Origin of the sequence: Sphaerisporangium siamense (assembly GCF_014205275.1) — a bacterium.
Classification (GTDB): domain Bacteria; phylum Actinomycetota; class Actinomycetes; order Streptosporangiales; family Streptosporangiaceae; genus Sphaerisporangium; species Sphaerisporangium siamense.
Genome location: NZ_JACHND010000001.1, coordinates 1 through 16,171 on the forward strand (window position 1 = coordinate 1; position 16,171 = coordinate 16,171).

Consider the following 16,171-nt stretch of genomic DNA (forward strand, 5'->3'; position numbering starts at 1 on the left):
GTCGATGCCGAGCTCCTCCGCGGCGCGGAAGACGTCCTCGTCGGTGTCGCGCATCTCGATGGACATGCCGTCGCTGGAGAGCACCTCGACGTTGAGGCACAGCGACTGCATCTCCTTGATGAGCACCTTGAAGGACTCAGGGATACCCGGCTCGGGGATGTTCTCGCCCTTGACGATCGCCTCGTAGACCTTCACCCGGCCGAGGACGTCGTCGGACTTGATGGTCAGCAGCTCCTGCAGGGCGTAGGCGGCGCCGTAGGCCTCCAGCGCCCACACCTCCATCTCACCGAAACGCTGGCCGCCGAACTGGGCCTTACCGCCCAGCGGCTGCTGAGTGATCATGGAGTACGGACCGGTCGACCGCGCGTGGATCTTGTCGTCGACCAGGTGCAGCAGCTTGAGGATGTAGATGTAACCGACGGAGATCGGGTGCGGGAAGGGCTCGCCGGAGCGGCCGTCGAACAGGCGGGCCTTGCCGTTGACGCCGACCATGCGCTCGCCGTCCCGGTTGACCAGCGTGTTCTCCAGAAGGCCCGTGAGCTCTTCCTCGTGGGCGCCGTCGAAGACGGGGGTGGCCACGTTGGTGCGCGGCTCGACCTGGCCGAAGCCCTTGTCGCGCAGCCGCTCGGCCCAGGCCTCCTGGATGCCGGTGATGTCCCAGCCGCGGGCGGCGATCCACCCCAGGTGGGTCTCCAGCACCTGGCCGACGTTCATCCGGCCGGGCACGCCCAGCGGGTTGAGGATGATGTCCACCGGCGTGCCGTCCTCCAGGAACGGCATGTCCTCCACCGGAAGGATCTTGGAGATCACGCCCTTGTTGCCGTGCCGGCCCGCCAGCTTGTCCCCATCGGTGATCTTCCGCTTCTGCGCCACGTACACGCGCACCAGCTCGTTGACCCCCGGCGGCAGCTCGTCGCCGTCCTCCCGGGAGAACACCCGGACCCCGATGACCTTGCCCATCTCCCCGTGCGGCACCTTCAGCGAGGTGTCACGCACCTCACGCGCCTTCTCCCCGAAGATCGCCCGCAGCAGCCGCTCCTCCGGCGTCAGCTCCGTCTCACCCTTCGGCGTGACCTTGCCCACCAGAATGTCCCCCGGCACCACCTCGGCCCCGATACGGATGATGCCCCGCTCGTCGAGATCGGCCAGCACCTCCTCCGACACGTTGGGGATGTCACGGGTGATCTCCTCAGGACCCAGCTTGGTGTCCCGCGCGTCGACCTCGTGCTCCTCGATGTGGATCGAGGACAGCACATCGTCCTGCACCAGACGCTGCGACAGGATGATCGCGTCCTCGTAGTTGTGCCCCTCCCACGGCATGAACGCCACCAGAAGGTTCTTGCCCAACGCCATCTCACCGTCGTCGGTGCAGGGACCGTCGGCGACGACCTGGTTCACCTCGACGCGGTCGCCCTCGCGGACGATCGGCTTCTGGTTGAAGCAGGTGCCCTGGTTGGAACGCTTGAACTTCGCGACACGGTAAGTCGTGCGGGTGCCGTCGTCGTTCATGACGGTGATGTAGTCGGCCGAGACCTCCTCCACCACGCCCGCCTTCTCGGCGGTGATGACGTCGCCGGCGTCGGTCGCGGCGCGGTACTCCATACCGGTGCCGACCAGCGGGGCCTCGCTCTTGAGGAGCGGCACCGACTGGCGCTGCATGTTGGAGCCCATGAGGGCGCGGTTGGCGTCGTCGTGCTCCAGGAACGGGATCATGGCGGTCGCCACGGACACCATCTGGCGCGCGGAGACGTCCATGTAGTCGACCTCGTTCGGCCGGATGAACTCCAGCTCTCCGCCCTTACGGCGGACGAGGACGCGGTCCTCGGCGAAGGTGCCGTCGGAGCGCAGCGGCGTGTTGGCCTGCGCGATGACGTGCCTGTCCTCCTCGTCGGCGGTCAGGTAGTCGATCTCGTCGGTCACCCGGCCGTCCACGACCTTGCGGTACGGCGTCTCGACGAAGCCGAAGGAGTTGACGCGGCCGTAGGACGACAGCGAGCCGATGAGGCCGATGTTCGGGCCTTCCGGCGTCTCGATCGGGCACATGCGGCCGTAGTGGGACGGGTGCACGTCGCGGACCTCGAACCCGGCACGCTCACGGGACAGACCGCCCGGGCCCAGCGCGGACAGACGCCGCTTGTGGGTCAGTCCGGCCAGCGGGTTGGTCTGGTCCATGAACTGCGAGAGCTGGGAGGTGCCGAAGAACTCCTTGATCGACGCCACCACGGGGCGGATGTTGATCAGGGTCTGCGGTGTGATGGCCTCGACGTCCTGGGTGGTCATGCGCTCGCGCACGACCCGCTCCATGCGGGCCAGCCCCAGACGCACCTGGTTCTGGATCAGCTCGCCGACGGTACGCAGGCGGCGGTTGCCGAAGTGGTCGATGTCGTCGGTCTCGACGACGATCTGGCCGTTCGCCCCGGGCATCTCGACCTCGCCGGCGTGCAGCCGGACGATGTACTCGATCGTGGCGACGATGTCGTCCTCGGTGAGCGTGCCCTGAGTGATCTCGGCGTCGACGCCGAGCTTCTTGTTGATCTTGTACCGGCCGACCTTGGCCAGGTCGTACCGCTTGGGGTTGAAGTACAGGTTCTCCAGCAGCGTCTGCGCCGACTCCTTGGTCGGCGGCTCGCCCGGACGCAGCTTGCGGTAGATGTCCAGCAGCGCGTCGTCCTGACCGGAGGTGTGATCCTTCTCCAGCGTCGCCCGCATCGACTCGTACTGACCGAACCGCTCAAGGATCTGCTCGCTGGTCCAGCCCAGCGCCTTCAACAGCACCGTCACGGCCTGCTTGCGCTTACGGTCGATGCGGACGCCGACGCTGTCGCGCTTGTCGATCTCGAATTCCAGCCACGCACCGCGCGAGGGGATCACCTTGCAGCTGTACAGGTCCTTGTCGGAGGTCTTGTCGACCGACCGGTCGAAGTAGACGCCCGGGGACCGCACCAGCTGGGAGACGACGACACGCTCGGTGCCGTTGATGATGAAGGTGCCCTTGGAGGTCATGAGCGGGAAGTCGCCCATGAACACCGTCTGGCTCTTGATCTCGCCGGTGGTGTTATTGATGAACTCCGCCGTGACGAACATCGGGGCGGAGAAGGTCATGTCCTTGTCTTTGCACTCATCGACCGAGTACTTGGGCGGCTCGAACCGGTGATCACGGAACGACAAGGACATCGTCCCGGAGAAGTCCTCAATCGGACTGATCTCCTCGAAGATCTCTTCGAGACCGGACTGGGCCGGAACGTCCTTGCGCCCGGCCTGGCGAGCCGCCTCCACCCGCGACCGCCATTTCTCATTGCCCAGCAACCAGTCGAACGACTCGGTCTGCAGAGCGAGAAGATCGGGAACTTCCAGCGGCTCCTGAATGCGCGCGAAAGAAACGCGGCGGGGACCGGCGGGTACGGCGAAGGCGTTGCGCGAGGCTGCCAACAGATGTCCTTCCGAGGGCTCGCGGACTGACTACACGCACGCCAGACGACCGGGACTCAGAAGTTACCTAGAGAGACGGGTCGTCAAAGGGCAGCGCAAAGGGGCAGTGTAGCCGATAGGCATACACCTGTCCACTCCCGTCTCGCTCTGCGCTCCACGTTGGACGCAGCATCGCCCGTCAGCGCCGAAACGTCAAGCCCGAGAGGCCCGGTTCGCGCGAACCGATGGCCGTCACGCTGGGTTTTCTTCCCTCAGGGAGCCAGAGCCCGAGCCGGATCCAGACGATACCCACGCGGCGGATCGGCTAACGCTCTGTCACTCCGAGGGTCGAAGGCTTACCCGCCATCGACGCTGTCGTGCCGTAATACCTGCCCCGGTTCGCGATCCTCAAACCCAAGCTTTACTAACAATTGAATAACGTGCCACGCCCGGACCGGTGCGGCCCGCCGGACATGACTCAGTTTGCCGGGGCGTTTCCGATCAAGGTCGACAACTCAGCCACCAACCAGTGGTCCTCGCCTCTGACCAGCACGAACCGGGCACGGCTCTGGAGGACCTGCCGCTGGGGTCGGCTCTCGCCCGGCACCACCTTGGTCGTTCCCATGTTGACGAACAGCAACACCTGCACCCGGTCCGGTGTGGCCGACTCCACGGCGGCCGCGGCCACCACCGCCTGTTGCACGGTCTGCTGACGTTTGACGGTGGGCGCGAGCGTCCGCGCGAGTTCGCGGTAGTTCTCGGCCAGCGTGCCGGTGGCGTACCCCCGCGCCCGGGCGAGGTCGGCGTCGATCGTGCGGTAGTCGTACGACAGCATGTCCGGCGCGTAGGCGCGTGCCGCCGCCAGCGCCTCGGCGGAGGCGGCCTCGCTCACGCGGAGGTCGCGGAGGCGCAGATGACCCACCACCACCAGAACGGCCAGAACGGCCACCACGACCGCCGCGACGCCCGTCGCGAGCAAATAGCCGAGGGACGCCCCACGACGGCGCTCGGGCCGCTCCAGGGCCGCGGAGAGCCCTTCGCCGGTCACGTCACCTGCTCCAGCTTCGACACCCACCACGCTCCACGGGTCTTGGTGACCTCCATGTTCCAGCGGTAGAAGCGCTCCTGCGGCGCCGTCTTGACGCCCTCCCAGCGGATCACCGAGTCGGCCACCACCAGCACCCGGGCGCTGGTCCCGCGGGCGTCGATCGACACCAGGCCGGCGGCGCGCACCACGCCGGTCTGGACGGCCTTGTTCCGCAGCGTCGCGGCCTTGAGCCGCTCGACGTCCCTGGCGTAGTCGCTCCTGGCCTGGCCGACGGAGGAGTCGAGCACCCGCCGCACGTCGCGGTCCAGGGTGCGGTGGTCGACGGCCATGAGCGTCAGGGCGTAGCGCTCCGCGGCCTGCACCGCGGCCGAACGGTCCCGCGCGGCGGCGCGGGCGGCGTCCAGGTCGGCGCCGACGCGCACCCAGGCGACGCCGAGGCCGGCGATGAGGACGGCCAGCGCCGTCAGAACCAGCAGCCGTGTCCTTCGGGGGGAGCGAGCCGCGTGCAGCGCCACCTGTTCCTCCCATCGCCCGGTGACCGCCTCCGGAGGCGCCACGACGACCACGACGACCGGGACGCGCCGCGGCCCCCGGGCGGCCGGTCGCCGGATCATAACCCGGTATCGCGCCGCCCCGGCGGCGATCACCGTTTTCTCACAGCCGCGCCGGAGCGGCGGCGCCGAGAGGCGATCCGGACCACCGCCCCACGGCGACATGTCCGGCGATGACTCTCATAAGAACCGTTGACACGCGCGAGGACCCCGGGCACACGGAAGGGGCGGCCCACCCGGCACCTGGGTGGGACCGCCCCTTCTCGACGTGCGGATCAGTCGCGCGAGGTCACTTGACGGTGACGGTGGCGCCGGCGCCCTCCAGGGCGGCCTTGGCCTTCTCGGCGGCTTCCTTGTTGACCTTCTCCAGGACCGGCTTGGGAGCGCCGTCCACGAGGTCCTTGGCCTCCTTGAGCCCGAGGCTCGTGAGGGCGCGGACCTCCTTGATGACCTGGATCTTCTTGTCGCCGGCCGCGTCGAGGATGACGTCGAACTCGTCCTGCTCCTCGGCCTCCTCGGCGGGGGCGGCGGCGCCACCGCCACCGGGGGCGGCGGCGACCGCGACCGGCGCGGCGGCCTTGACGTCGAAGGTCTCCTCGAAGAGCTTCACGAAGTCCGCGAGCTCAAGAAGGGTCATCTCCTTGAACGCGTCGAGCAGCTCGTCGGTGCTGAGCTTCGCCATGGTGGTTCCTCCGTATGAATTGCAAAAACTTGGAACAGGTCCGCGGTACGCGGCTGAATCCCCTGCCGTGACGCTCTCGCGCCGTGCTTACTCCGCTTGCTCCGCGCTCACTCGGCGGCGTCCGCCGTGCCGGACTCCTCGCGCTTGGCGCGCAGGGCCTCGGCGAGGCGGGCCATCTGAGTGGGCAGCGCGTTGAGGGTGGCGGCGGCCTGCGACTGCTTCGCCTTCAGCGCGCCGGCCAGCTTCGCGAGCAGGACCTCGCGCGGCTCCAGGTCGGCAAGCGTGTTGATCTGGGCCGGGGTCATCGACTTGCCGTCGACGACGCCGCCCTTGATGATCAGGAGGGGATTGGCCTTGGCGAACTCACGCAGCCCCTTGGCGGCCTCGACCACGTCGCCGCTGACGAACGCGATCGCGGTGGGCCCCTGGAACAGATCGTCCAGGGAGTCGACCCCGGCCTGGTTGGCCGCGATCTTGGACAGCGTGTTCTTCGCCACGGCGAACTTCGCGTGCTCACCGAGTGAGACGCGCAGCTGCTTGAGCTGCGCGACGGTGAGACCGCGGTACTCGGTCAGGACAGCGGCGTTCGAGCTCTCGAAACGATCCTTGAGCTCGGCGACCGCGGTCGCCTTTTCCGCCCTCGCCATGGGCCTCCTTCCAGATGTGCCGCCGGCGAAGTGCTCAAGGAGTCGGAAAAACAGAAAGGCCCCGGCGCAGGCGCACGGGGCTCGCACACGGACGCGCGTGGGGAGGCCACGCGGGACGCCATATGGAAACTCGTATCACACCTGCGCTGGCCGTCCACGTCGTGGATCCTTGGGCCACCGAACCATGACAGGCTCGGCGACGACCGGCGGTCTTCGGCACTGGACACTTTACGTCCTCCTGCCTCCTGGCGCCAAATCGCGCCCCAGGCAGAACGGCGCGCTCCGCGGAACCGTCCCGCGGAGCGCGCCGGCGCGGTCTCGCGTCAGCTACCGCCACCGGTGGTGTCACCGTCACCGGCCGGGACGTTGCCGAAGTTGCTCGGCAGCTCCCCCACCTCGGCGGCCGGCGGCGGCGTGACCTCGGCCGCACTGTTGAAGTCGCCGAACGTCGAGGTCAGCTTGAAGCTCCCCTCGTTCTGGGCGCCGTTCATCTCGACCTTGCGCGGCAGGTTCTGCGCGTCGATCCAGGCGTCGAACTTCATGTCCTGGACGTTGGAGAGCTGGCCCTCCAAATTCTGCCGCAGCTCGGGCGCGAGCTGCTTGATCGCGTCGGCGACGACGAACGTGCCCTTGTAGTGGGTCGTCTCAACCCCGCCGACGGTCTCGGTGCCGGCCGTGGTGACGTCCTTGGATGTGGTCAGCATCTTGACGCTGGTCTGCAGGTCGACCTGCTGGGCCTGCCGCAGCAACTGGTCGACGTCGACGCCGCCCTGCTGACCGGCCTTGGTCAGGTCGACCTTGATCCACGGCTTGGTGCCGCCCATGACCTTGCTGAGCATGTCCATCTTCAGGTACGCCGTGTCGCCGAGGAGGATCAGGCGGACGCCGCCGGGCACGTTCTGCCCGCCCACGCTGATCTGGTCGAGCTTGACGTCCGAGGCGATCTGAGGCTTCTGGTGGTAGACCACCGAACCCTTGACGACGCCCGCCCCACCTGCGCCCCCAGCGCCCTCCTTGGGAGCCGTGAAGTTCACGACGAGCTGGGCGCTGTAGGAGTTCACGCTCTCGGCGCTCTTGGCGCTCTGCTGGAGCGTCTCGGCGGCGGAGAGCTGGACCGCGCCGAGGTCGGCCGACTGCCGCTGCGGCGTCTGGCCGCACGCTGATACCGCGATGAGCATGGCCGAGCCCACGGCCGCGATCACGGGGGTCATTCGCCGCTTCACTACCTGTCCCTTCGTATCCCCTGAAAGTGTTTCGACCCTACGTGGGTGCACTACCCCGTGCGGCGCGTCAATCGCATGAATCACGGGCCCGCCCGGCGAATTCGCCTCCTATGGGCCCTCTGACCAGCGAAAAAGGGAAATGTAGAAAGAGTGTGCAGAAACGGGAAAGGGCCCCCACCCGTGGGTGGAGGCCCTTCACGCCCGCTCCCGGCGCGACGCGGCGCGCCGGGAGGACGACGGACGGTCGTCAGGCGTCGAGCTCGGCGGTGATGCCCCGCGTCACGTTCGGGTCGACCGGGATGCCCGGGCCCATGGACGTGGAGAAGGTCACCTTCTTGAGGTAGCGCCCCTTCGCCGCGGACGGCTTGAGACGGATGATCTCGTCGAGCGCGGCGGAGTAGTTCTCCAGGAGCTGGCGCTCGGGGAACGACACCTTGCCGATGATGAAGTGCAGGTTGGCGTGGCGGTCGACCCGGAACTCGATCTTTCCGCCCTTGATGTCGCTCACGGCCTTGCCCACGGCCGGCGTGACGGTGCCGGTCTTCGGGTTCGGCATGAGGCCGCGCGGGCCGAGGACGCGGCCGAGACGGCCGACCTTGCCCATGAGGTCGGGGGTGGCGACGACGGCGTCGAACTCGTTCAGGCGGTTGCCCTTGGAGATCTCGTCGATCAGCTCGTCGGCCCCGACGATGTCGGCGCCCGCGGCGCGGGCCTCCTCGGCACGGTCACCGGTCGCGAAGACCAGGACCCGGGCGGTCTTGCCGGTGCCGTGCGGGAGGTTGACGGTGCCGCGGACCATCTGGTCGGCCTTGCGGGGGTCGACGCCCAGCCGCAGGGCGACCTCGACGGTCGCGTCGAACTTGGTGACCGAAGTGGTCTTGGCCAGCCGGGCCGCGTCGACAGGGCTGTACAGGTTCTCCCTGTCGACCTGCTGATCGGCGTTGCGGTAGGTCTTGCTGCGCTTCACGTGCCTCTCCTTGTGGAGTTCGTGGTCGTGGGCCAGCGCGTGGCCCTCCCACGGTCATGTGCTGGTTCGCGGTGCCGCGCTCGGCGGCTCGGGGCCGCGGTCAGTCCGCGATGGTGATGCCCATCGACCGGGCGGTGCCGGCGATGATCTTCTCGGCCGCCGCGATGTCGTTGGCGTTGAGGTCGGGCATCTTCGTCTCGGCGATCTGGCGCAGCTGCTCCTTGGTGAGCTTGCCCACCTTGTCGCGAAGCGGGTTGGCGCTGGCCTTGTCGACGCCCGCGGCCTTCTTGATCAGCTCAGGCGCCGGCGGCGTCTTCGTGACGAAGGTGAAGCTGCGGTCTTCGAAGATGGTGATCTCGACGGGGATGATGTTCCCCCGCTGGGCTTCGGTCGCGGCGTTGTACTGCTTCACGAAGTCCATGATGTTGACGCCGTGGGGGCCGAGCGCCGTACCGACCGGCGGCGCGGGCGTGGCCTGGCCGGCGGGGAGCTGGACCTTGACCAGGGCCGCGATCTTCTTCTTTGGAGGCATTTCTACTCCGGGTCCTTGACTGCTGCCTGACCCCGCGGGACGCGGGGGCCCCGAGGGCACGCGCGGGCCACCAAGGGGCCTGCTTCCTCGGGATTTCACCCCGCGGGCGGCGGTACGCCGGCCGCGGGGACGAGTTATCAGTGTATGCGCGCCGTCAGATCACCGAGACCCGACCGTGGGTCAGATCTTGGAGACCTGGTTGAACGACAGCTCCACCGGGGTCTCACGGCCGAAGATCGACACGAGCACCTTGAGCTTCTGGGACTCGGCGCTGATCTCACTGACGGTGGCGGGGAGCGTGGCGAACGGGCCGTCCATGACCGTGACGGACTCGCCGACCTCGAAGTCGACGGTCGCGGCGGCGGCCTTGGCGGTGGTGGTCTTGGCCTGCTCGGTCGGCTCGGGCGCGAGCAGCTTGGCGACCTCGTCCAGGTTCAGCGGGCTCGGGCGGTTGGACAGGCCCACGAAGCCCGTGACGCCGGGCGTGTTGCGCACCGCGGACCAGGACTCGTCGGTCAGGTCCATGCGCACCAGGACGTACCCGGGCAGGACGCGCTCTTTGACCGGGGTGCGCTTGCCACCCTTGATCTCGGTGACGGTGTGCACCGGGACCTCGACCTGGAAGATGTAGTCCTCCATGTTGAGGGACTGGGTGCGGGTCTCGATATTGGACTTCACGCGGTTCTCGTAGCCCGCGTAGGAGTGGATGACGTACCACTCGCCGGGCAGGCCGCGCATCGCGCGCTTGAACTCTTCGACGGGGTCGACGTCGGGAACGAGATCGCCGTCTTCGTCGGCGGCGCCTGCGGAGGCGGCGACGGCGTCACCCTGCTCCTCCACGGCGTCACCGGGAGCGCCGGCCTCGCCGGACTCCTCGGTGATCTCGATCGCCTCTTCCGGCTTTCCCTCCCACTCTTCGTGGGAAGCGCCGGCCGACAGCGGGGACTCGGACACGGTGGCTCTTTCTTCTCTCGACGATGTTGCGATCTTCGGCCGCCCCAGAACTCAGGGCGGGTTGTCGCGTAGCGACGGCAGGATCAGCCGAAGACCGCCAGCACACCCTTCGTGAGCAAGGCGTCCACACCCGCCACGATCCCGACCATGATCAGAACAAAGACGAGGACAATTGTGGTGTAGGAGATGAGATCCTTGCGCGTCGGCCAGATGACCTTACGAAGCTCGGCGACGATCTGCCGATAGAAGAGTGCCGGCGAAGTGCGCTTCTTAGCGGGGCGGCCGGTCGGCTTGCTCGGCCTGTCCGCGGCCTCGCCACGTGTGTCGATCGCCACAGTCCTCACCTGATCCGTCGTTCCTACGCAACTTTGCGGCGGCTTACACGCCATCGGTGCGCGGACCGCACTTCGCAGGGCACGAGGGACTCGAACCCCCAACCGCCGGTTTTGGAGACCGGTGCGCTACCAATTGCGCTAGTGCCCTCTGCCGTGAACCACCTTACCCCGAGCAGTCGGGGGCGCGTTGCTCACTAGTTGCAGAAGTGTACGGGTGAATGGGCCTCACGTCGAACCAACGCGGCAAGCAGGCCGCGGCGATCCGCCGGCGCGCGCGCGTCACGCGCGTCGTCCCACGTCGCGGCGGGGGCGGGAATATGCGGCGACGATGGTCCCGGGCGTCTGGAACCATGGAGGTATGACCCGTCCTCGCATCTCAGCGCGCATTTCCGCGATCTCCGAGTCCGCCACGCTCGCCGTCGACGCCAAGGCCAAGGCGATGAAGGCCGCCGGCCGGCCGGTCATCGGCTTCGGCGCCGGCGAGCCGGACTTCCCGACGCCCGACTACATCGTCGAGGCCGCCGTCGAGGCCTGCCGCACCCCGAGGTTCCACAAGTACACGCCGGCCGGGGGGCTTCCCGAGCTCAAGCAGGCCATCGCCGACAAGACCCTGCGCGACTCGGGCGTGGCGGTCGAGGCGGCCCAGGTGCTGGTCACCAACGGCGGCAAGCAGGCCGTCTACGAGGCCTTCGCAACCCTGCTGGACCCGGGCGACGAGGTCATCGTCATCGCGCCGTACTGGACGACCTATCCGGAGGCCATCAAGCTCGCCGGCGGCGTCCAGGTGGACGTCGTGACCGACGAGTCGACCGGCTACCTGGCCTCGGTGGAGCAGTTGGAGGCGGCGCGCACCGAGCGCACCAAGGTGCTGCTGTTCGTGTCCCCGTCCAACCCGACCGGCGCGGTGTACTCCCCCGAGGAGGTCGAGGCCATCGGCCGCTGGGCCGCCGAGCACGGCCTGTGGGTGGTCACCGACGAGATCTACGAGCACCTGGTGTACGGGGGCGTCCGATTCACCAGCATCGCCGCGGCCGTGCCCGAGCTCGCTGACCGCGTGGTCGTCCTCAACGGCGTCGCCAAGACCTACGCCATGACCGGCTGGCGGGTGGGCTGGCTGATCGGCCCGAAGGACGTCGTGAAGGCCGCGACGAACCTGCAGTCGCACGCCACCTCGAACGTCTCCAACGTCTCGCAGGCCGCCGCGCTCGCGGCCGTGTCGGGCGACCTGTCGGCGGTGGCCCGCATGCGCGAGGCGTTCGACCGGCGGCGCCAGACCATCGTGCGCATGCTGAACGACATCCCGGGCGTCGTGTGCCCCGAGCCCTTCGGCGCGTTCTACGCCTACGCCTCGGTCAAGGAGCTTCTCGGCAAGGAGATCCGGGGCGGCCGGCCGCGGACGTCGGCCGAGCTGGCCGAGCTGGTGCTGGAGGAGGCCGAGGTCGCCGTGGTGCCGGGCGAGGCGTTCGGCACGCCGGGCTACTTCCGCCTGTCCTACGCGCTGGGCGACGACGACCTCGTCGAGGGCGTCAGCCGCCTCGGCAAGCTGCTGTCCGAGGCCCACTAGAGGCGCACTAGAGGCGCACCGGCCGCCACGCGGCACGCGAGCCGAAGGCCCCGGACCACGCCGGTCCGGGGCCTTCGGCGTGTCGCGGTGGTCAGCGCGTGGCGCGGACGCCGCCGGCGATCGCCCGCAGCTCGTGCCGGGTGCGCTCGGGGCCGAGGCGCTCGGCCATGGGCGGGCTCATCATGACCTCGACCGCCGTTCCGGAGCCGAGCGTCCACAGGATCGTCGGCGTGCCCGCGTCGGTCACCTCCGACCCTTCGCCGAGGCTGGCGATCACGCCGTCGGCGCCCCGCACCGACACCTTCTCGGACCGCTCGTCCCTCCGGTACTCGGCGAGCAGCGTTTTCATCCGCTTCGCGGCGCCTTTCTCGAAGACGACGATCTGCACGCTGTATTCGCCGGGCGCCTGTTCCGGGCTGACGTACGTGGTCGTGTAACTGGTCGTCCCGAATCCATTTTTCCCTGACCATTTACCCCATATAAGTCCGTCCGGAAGATAGCCCACCCGGATTCCGCCGAACGCGCGCCCGTCGCCGAGATCTCCGAGATCCTGCGGCAGCTTCACCTCGTCCGGCGCGGGCGACTCCTCGGCCGGCGGGGGCGTGGCCACCTCCACCAGGTCCTGGCCGCTCTCCGACGGATCATCCGAGGGCGTCACCTGCCCGGCGGGCGGGCCTCCGGTCGCCGGGTGCGCGGCGTCTCCCGAGGTCAGCGCCGCGTAGGCGGGGAACGCCGCCGCCGCGACCACGGTCAGTGCCGCGGCCCCCGCGACGCGGAACCGCACCGTGTGCGCGCGGCTCCGCCTGCGCACCTCCCGCCCCATCATCGCCGGGGCGCGCACGTCCGCGACATGGGCGGACATGGCCTCCTTGAGGGCCTCTTCGACGTTCATACCGATGTTCCCTTCAGTACGCCCATGCGCTCCCGTATCCGGGCCAGCCCCCGGGCCGCCTGGCTCTTCACCGTTCCCGCCGAGCAGCCGAGCATCGCGGCGGTCTCGGCCTCCGACATGTCCTCCCAGTAGCGGAGGACGACGACCGCCCGCATCCGCGCGGGCAGGCGCCGGAGCTCCTCGATGAGCACGCCCCGCAGGTCGGGGTCGGACTCGGGGGCGGGGGTGTCGGGCGGCCGTGCGAACGTGATCTCCTGGATCACCCTCCGGCGCCGCGACCGGGAGATCGCCGCGTTGACGACGATCTTCCTGGCGTACGCCTCGGGGTTGTCGTGGCGGATGCGCGGCCAGTGCCGGTAGACCTTCTCCAGGGCGCCCTGGGCGAGGTCCTCGGCGTCGTGGGCCGACGCGCCGCAGACGAGGATGGCCGTGCGCAGGAGCGCGGTGCTCCGGGCGGCCAGGAACTCGTCGAAGGCCGCTTCGTCTTCTTCCGTCATTCGAGTCCCCTTTCGCCCTCCCAACGCGCCGGGGCCCTCGGAGGTTGAGTGCCGGGAGTGGCGCCGGGACGTGCCGCGCGTACGGCAGGATATGGAGATGGCACGCCCGCTCGACCAGCTCCCCAAGGCCCATCTCCACCTGCACTTCACCGGCTCGATGCGCCACTCGACGCTTCTGGACCTCGCGCGCGAGCACGGGGTGCACCTGCCGGACGCCCTCGTGCAGGACTGGCCGCCGAGGTTGCGGGCGACGGACGAGCGCGGCTGGTTCCGCTTCCAGCGCCTGTACGACATCGCGCGCTCGGTGCTGCGCCGCGACGAGGACGTCTACCGCCTGCTGCGCGAGGCCGCGCAGGACGAGGCGGCCGAGGGGTCGCGCTGGCTGGAGATCCAGGTGGACCCTTCGGGGTACGCCCAGCGGTTCGGCGGGCTCACCGCGACGCTGGAGCTGGTCCTCGACGCCACCGAGAAGGCCGCGCGGGAGACCGGCGTGGGCATCGGCCTGATCGTCGCGGCCAACCGCACCCGCCATCCTCTGGACGCCAAGACCCTGGCCCGGCTGGCCGGCCAGTACGCCGACAGGGGCGTGGTGGGGTTCGGGCTGTCCAACGACGAGCGGCGCGGCCGTGCCCGTGACTTCGACGGGGCCTTCCGCATCGCCAGGCGCGCCGGGCTGCTGGCCGTCCCGCACGGCGGCGAGCTGTCCGGGCCGGCGAGCGTCTCCGAGTGCGTGGACGATCTGGAGGCCGACCGCATCGGACACGGGATCCGGGCCGCCGAATCCCCGAGGCTCATGGACCGGCTGGCCGACCGGCAGATCACCTGCGAGGTGTGCCCTACCTCGAACGTGGGGCTCGGCGTCGCCAAGGGCACGGCGGACGTCCCGGTCAAGCGCCTGTTCGACGCCGGGGTGCCGATCGCGCTCGGCGCGGACGACCCGTTGCTGTTCGGCGCGCGGCTGCTGCCGCAGTACGAGCTGGCGCGCCAGGTGTACGGCTTCCGCGACGCCGAGGTGGCCGAGCTGGCCCGGCAGTCGATCCGCTTCTCGGCCGCGCCCGACTCCTACAAGAAGGAACTGCTGGCGGCGATCGACGCCTGGCTCACCCGCTGATCCCGTCCCGGCGGACCGGCCGGCCCGGAAGAAGGCGAAGGCCCGGCGGAGTGCTCCGCCGGGCCGTGCCCGCCCGGCCTCTCAGGGGCCGGGCGGCCGCCTCACTGCGCGTGGATGTAGATGGTGTCGAAGACCTCCGCGAGCTTGGTGAGGTCCTGCGTGACGCCGCGCTCGGGGTCGCCGGCGTCGAAGGTCACCGCCATCCTGCCGAGCCCCTTACGGGCCTTCAGGGCCTTCCAGAGGGTGTTGTCCTTGAGCCCCTCGTCGAGGATGCGCCACACCGCGCCGTCCCAGTCCTGCCGGTGGGTCCACAGCATGACGGTCTGCACGCCCGCCTGCAGGGGCAGGTCGACGCGCAGCTTGGCCGCGGCCTCGGCCTGGGCGGCGGTGAGGTTGGTCGGGCCGCTGTGGGCCAGGCCGACCTCGCGGGCGCCGATGTGCACGCGGGTGTCCCAGCCGCGGGCCCGCACGGCGATCCACTGGTTGCGCAGCGCCTTGTCCGGTGTGACCTTCCACTTGGAGTACTCGCTGGCGAACAGGCCGCTGGAGAGGTTGACGTGGTCCACGTCGCCGGTGAGCACGTACTTCTCGACGTTGGCGCGGGTGATCAGCGGGTACTTGGTGCGCAGCGCCGCCTGGCACGGCTCGGAGGCGCCGCAGCCGAGCTCGGGGACCACCACGTCCACGGCGAGCTGCTTGCCCGCCGGCATCGCGGCGCGCAGGGCCGTCGAGGACTCCTTGACGAACTTGCGGATGTCGTCGGCGGACTTGAAGCCCCAGTAGCCGAGGTCCTGGGCGAACTTGACGCCCACGACGCCGGGCCTGCTCGCCTGCGCGGCCAGCGAGGCGACGGCGGCGTCGAACTGCTCCTTGCCCGCCGTCCACGCCGGGGCCAGCTCGCTCTCGACCCACACGCGCATGCCGAGCTTGACGGCCGCGGCGGCGGCCTTGCCGGTGGCGTCGTTCGGCGGCGTGAGGGTCTGCTTGTCCGTGGTCGTGGTGCGCGGCGCGGTGGAGGCGTCGGGGCGCGGGTCGGCCTGGCCGGTCGGCTCGGGGTCGGCGGGCGCGGACGGCTCGGCGGACGTCTCGTTCTCGGGCAGGGCGTTGGTCTGGTTCTCGGTCTGGTTCTGGGTCTCGTCCGTCGACAGCGGCTGTCCCTCGTCGGGGCCGGTGGAGTTCTCGACGACGGGCGCCTGGTTCTCCTCGACGGGGGCGCCGTTCACGTCGTTGCCCGCTTGCGGGCTCGACGACGGGCCGGGCGTGCCGTTCTGCTTGTCGGAGGTCGTGCTGCCCTCACCGCGCGTGCAGTCGTACTCGCCGCCGAGACACGCCTTGGACGGAGGGTTGGTGGGGTTGCCGTCGGTGTCCTTGCAGACGTACTTGCCGACGCTCTGGTCGTACTTGCACAGGACCTGGTCCTTGTCGGCGCAGTCCTGCATGCCGGGACCCTTGTTGTTCTTGTCCTTGCAGAACAGCACCGGGCCGGGGAAGGGGACCGCCTCCTCCAGCTTCTTGTTCCCGTCCTGGGTCCAGAAGCGGACGACGTCGAGCGCGTCCCGCGGGGTCTCGGCCATCCAGGAGCAGTACATGTACTCGGGGGTGCCGGTGCCGAGGATCTCGTCGCACTGGTTGTTCACGCCCTCGGGCGTGGACGGCGCGGCGAGGGCCATGCCGGTGGGGATGCCTATGGTCAGCGTGAGAAGCACCGCGACGAGCGCGATGATCCATTCGCGTTTGCGAAGCCGGGGCATACGCGGTCT

15 protein-coding genes and 1 tRNA gene are annotated in these 16,171 nt (G+C 69.3%); 2 read left to right on the top strand and 14 right to left on the bottom strand.

The window, feature by feature from the left end; translation table 11 throughout:
• From rpoB to BJ982_RS00055, 11 genes are all read right to left on the bottom strand, one after another.
• Positions 1-3,429: DNA-directed RNA polymerase subunit beta (rpoB, locus tag BJ982_RS00005; protein ID WP_184875302.1), on the bottom strand; the 3,429-nt coding region annotated here is incomplete at its 3' end.
• Positions 3,430-3,886: 457 nt separating this feature from the next.
• Positions 3,887-4,483: an Rv1363c family protein gene (locus tag BJ982_RS00010; protein WP_311772213.1), complete on the bottom strand. Its 597-nt coding sequence runs from the start codon at positions 4,481-4,483 to the stop codon at positions 3,887-3,889.
• The gene (locus tag BJ982_RS00015) at positions 4,453-5,070 is read right to left on the bottom strand and encodes an Rv1363c family protein (RefSeq protein ID WP_184875304.1); all 618 of its coding nucleotides are present in this window, start codon (positions 5,068-5,070) and stop codon (positions 4,453-4,455) included. Before BJ982_RS00015 ends, BJ982_RS00010 begins: the two co-directional genes overlap by 31 nt.
• 226 nt (positions 5,071-5,296) lie before the next feature.
• On the bottom strand, positions 5,297-5,689 hold the full coding sequence (gene rplL, locus BJ982_RS00020; protein ID WP_184875306.1) for a 50S ribosomal protein L7/L12: 393 nt from the start codon (positions 5,687-5,689) through the stop codon (positions 5,297-5,299).
• 107 nt (positions 5,690-5,796) lie between these two features.
• On the bottom strand, positions 5,797-6,336 hold the full coding sequence (gene rplJ, locus BJ982_RS00025; protein WP_184875308.1) for a 50S ribosomal protein L10: 540 nt from the start codon (positions 6,334-6,336) through the stop codon (positions 5,797-5,799).
• Between the two features lie 323 nt (positions 6,337-6,659).
• Complete coding sequence (locus BJ982_RS00030; RefSeq protein WP_184875317.1) at positions 6,660-7,547, bottom strand: SCO4651 family lipoprotein; 888 nt, start codon at positions 7,545-7,547, stop codon at positions 6,660-6,662.
• 259 nt (positions 7,548-7,806) lie between these two features.
• Positions 7,807-8,526: a 50S ribosomal protein L1 gene (rplA, locus tag BJ982_RS00035; protein ID WP_184875319.1), complete on the bottom strand. Its 720-nt coding sequence runs from the start codon at positions 8,524-8,526 to the stop codon at positions 7,807-7,809.
• 100 nt (positions 8,527-8,626) lie between these two features.
• Positions 8,627-9,058, bottom strand: a complete 432-nt coding sequence (rplK, locus tag BJ982_RS00040) for a 50S ribosomal protein L11 (RefSeq protein WP_184875321.1) — start codon at positions 9,056-9,058, stop codon at positions 8,627-8,629.
• A gap of 180 nt (positions 9,059-9,238) precedes the next feature.
• Positions 9,239-10,012, bottom strand: a complete 774-nt coding sequence (gene nusG / locus BJ982_RS00045) for a transcription termination/antitermination protein NusG (protein WP_184875323.1) — start codon at positions 10,010-10,012, stop codon at positions 9,239-9,241.
• 83 nt (positions 10,013-10,095) lie between these two features.
• A complete protein-coding gene (gene secE, locus BJ982_RS00050) occupies positions 10,096-10,347 on the bottom strand; it encodes a preprotein translocase subunit SecE (RefSeq protein ID WP_184875325.1) in 252 nt (83 codons plus the stop codon).
• Between the two features lie 75 nt (positions 10,348-10,422).
• A tRNA-Trp gene (locus BJ982_RS00055) sits at positions 10,423-10,495 on the bottom strand.
• A 210-nt stretch (positions 10,496-10,705) separates the two neighbouring features.
• On the opposite strand from BJ982_RS00055, the gene BJ982_RS00060 reads away from it, so the two are divergent.
• A complete protein-coding gene (locus BJ982_RS00060; RefSeq protein WP_184875328.1) occupies positions 10,706-11,911 on the top strand; it encodes a pyridoxal phosphate-dependent aminotransferase in 1,206 nt (401 codons plus the stop codon).
• 91 nt (positions 11,912-12,002) lie between these two features.
• Here BJ982_RS00060 and BJ982_RS00065 read toward each other — a convergent pair whose 3' ends face one another.
• Together BJ982_RS00065 and BJ982_RS00070 are read right to left on the bottom strand one after the other, a co-directional pair.
• Positions 12,003-12,803, bottom strand: coding sequence for a hypothetical protein (locus BJ982_RS00065; protein ID WP_184875330.1), 801 nt, complete (start codon positions 12,801-12,803; stop codon positions 12,003-12,005).
• Positions 12,800-13,300, bottom strand: a complete 501-nt coding sequence (locus BJ982_RS00070; protein WP_184875333.1) for a SigE family RNA polymerase sigma factor — start codon at positions 13,298-13,300, stop codon at positions 12,800-12,802. The genes BJ982_RS00065 and BJ982_RS00070 overlap by 4 nt, the downstream gene beginning before the upstream one ends.
• Before the next feature lie 97 nt (positions 13,301-13,397).
• Here BJ982_RS00070 and BJ982_RS00075 point away from each other — a divergent pair, with 97 nt between their 5' ends.
• Positions 13,398-14,411: an adenosine deaminase gene (locus BJ982_RS00075; protein WP_184875335.1), complete on the top strand. Its 1,014-nt coding sequence runs from the start codon at positions 13,398-13,400 to the stop codon at positions 14,409-14,411.
• A 101-nt stretch (positions 14,412-14,512) separates the two neighbouring features.
• Here the strand turns inward: BJ982_RS00075 and BJ982_RS00080 are convergent, their stop codons facing one another.
• A complete protein-coding gene (locus BJ982_RS00080; protein ID WP_184875337.1) occupies positions 14,513-16,162 on the bottom strand; it encodes a hypothetical protein in 1,650 nt (549 codons plus the stop codon).
• Positions 16,163-16,171 lie beyond the last annotated feature (9 nt).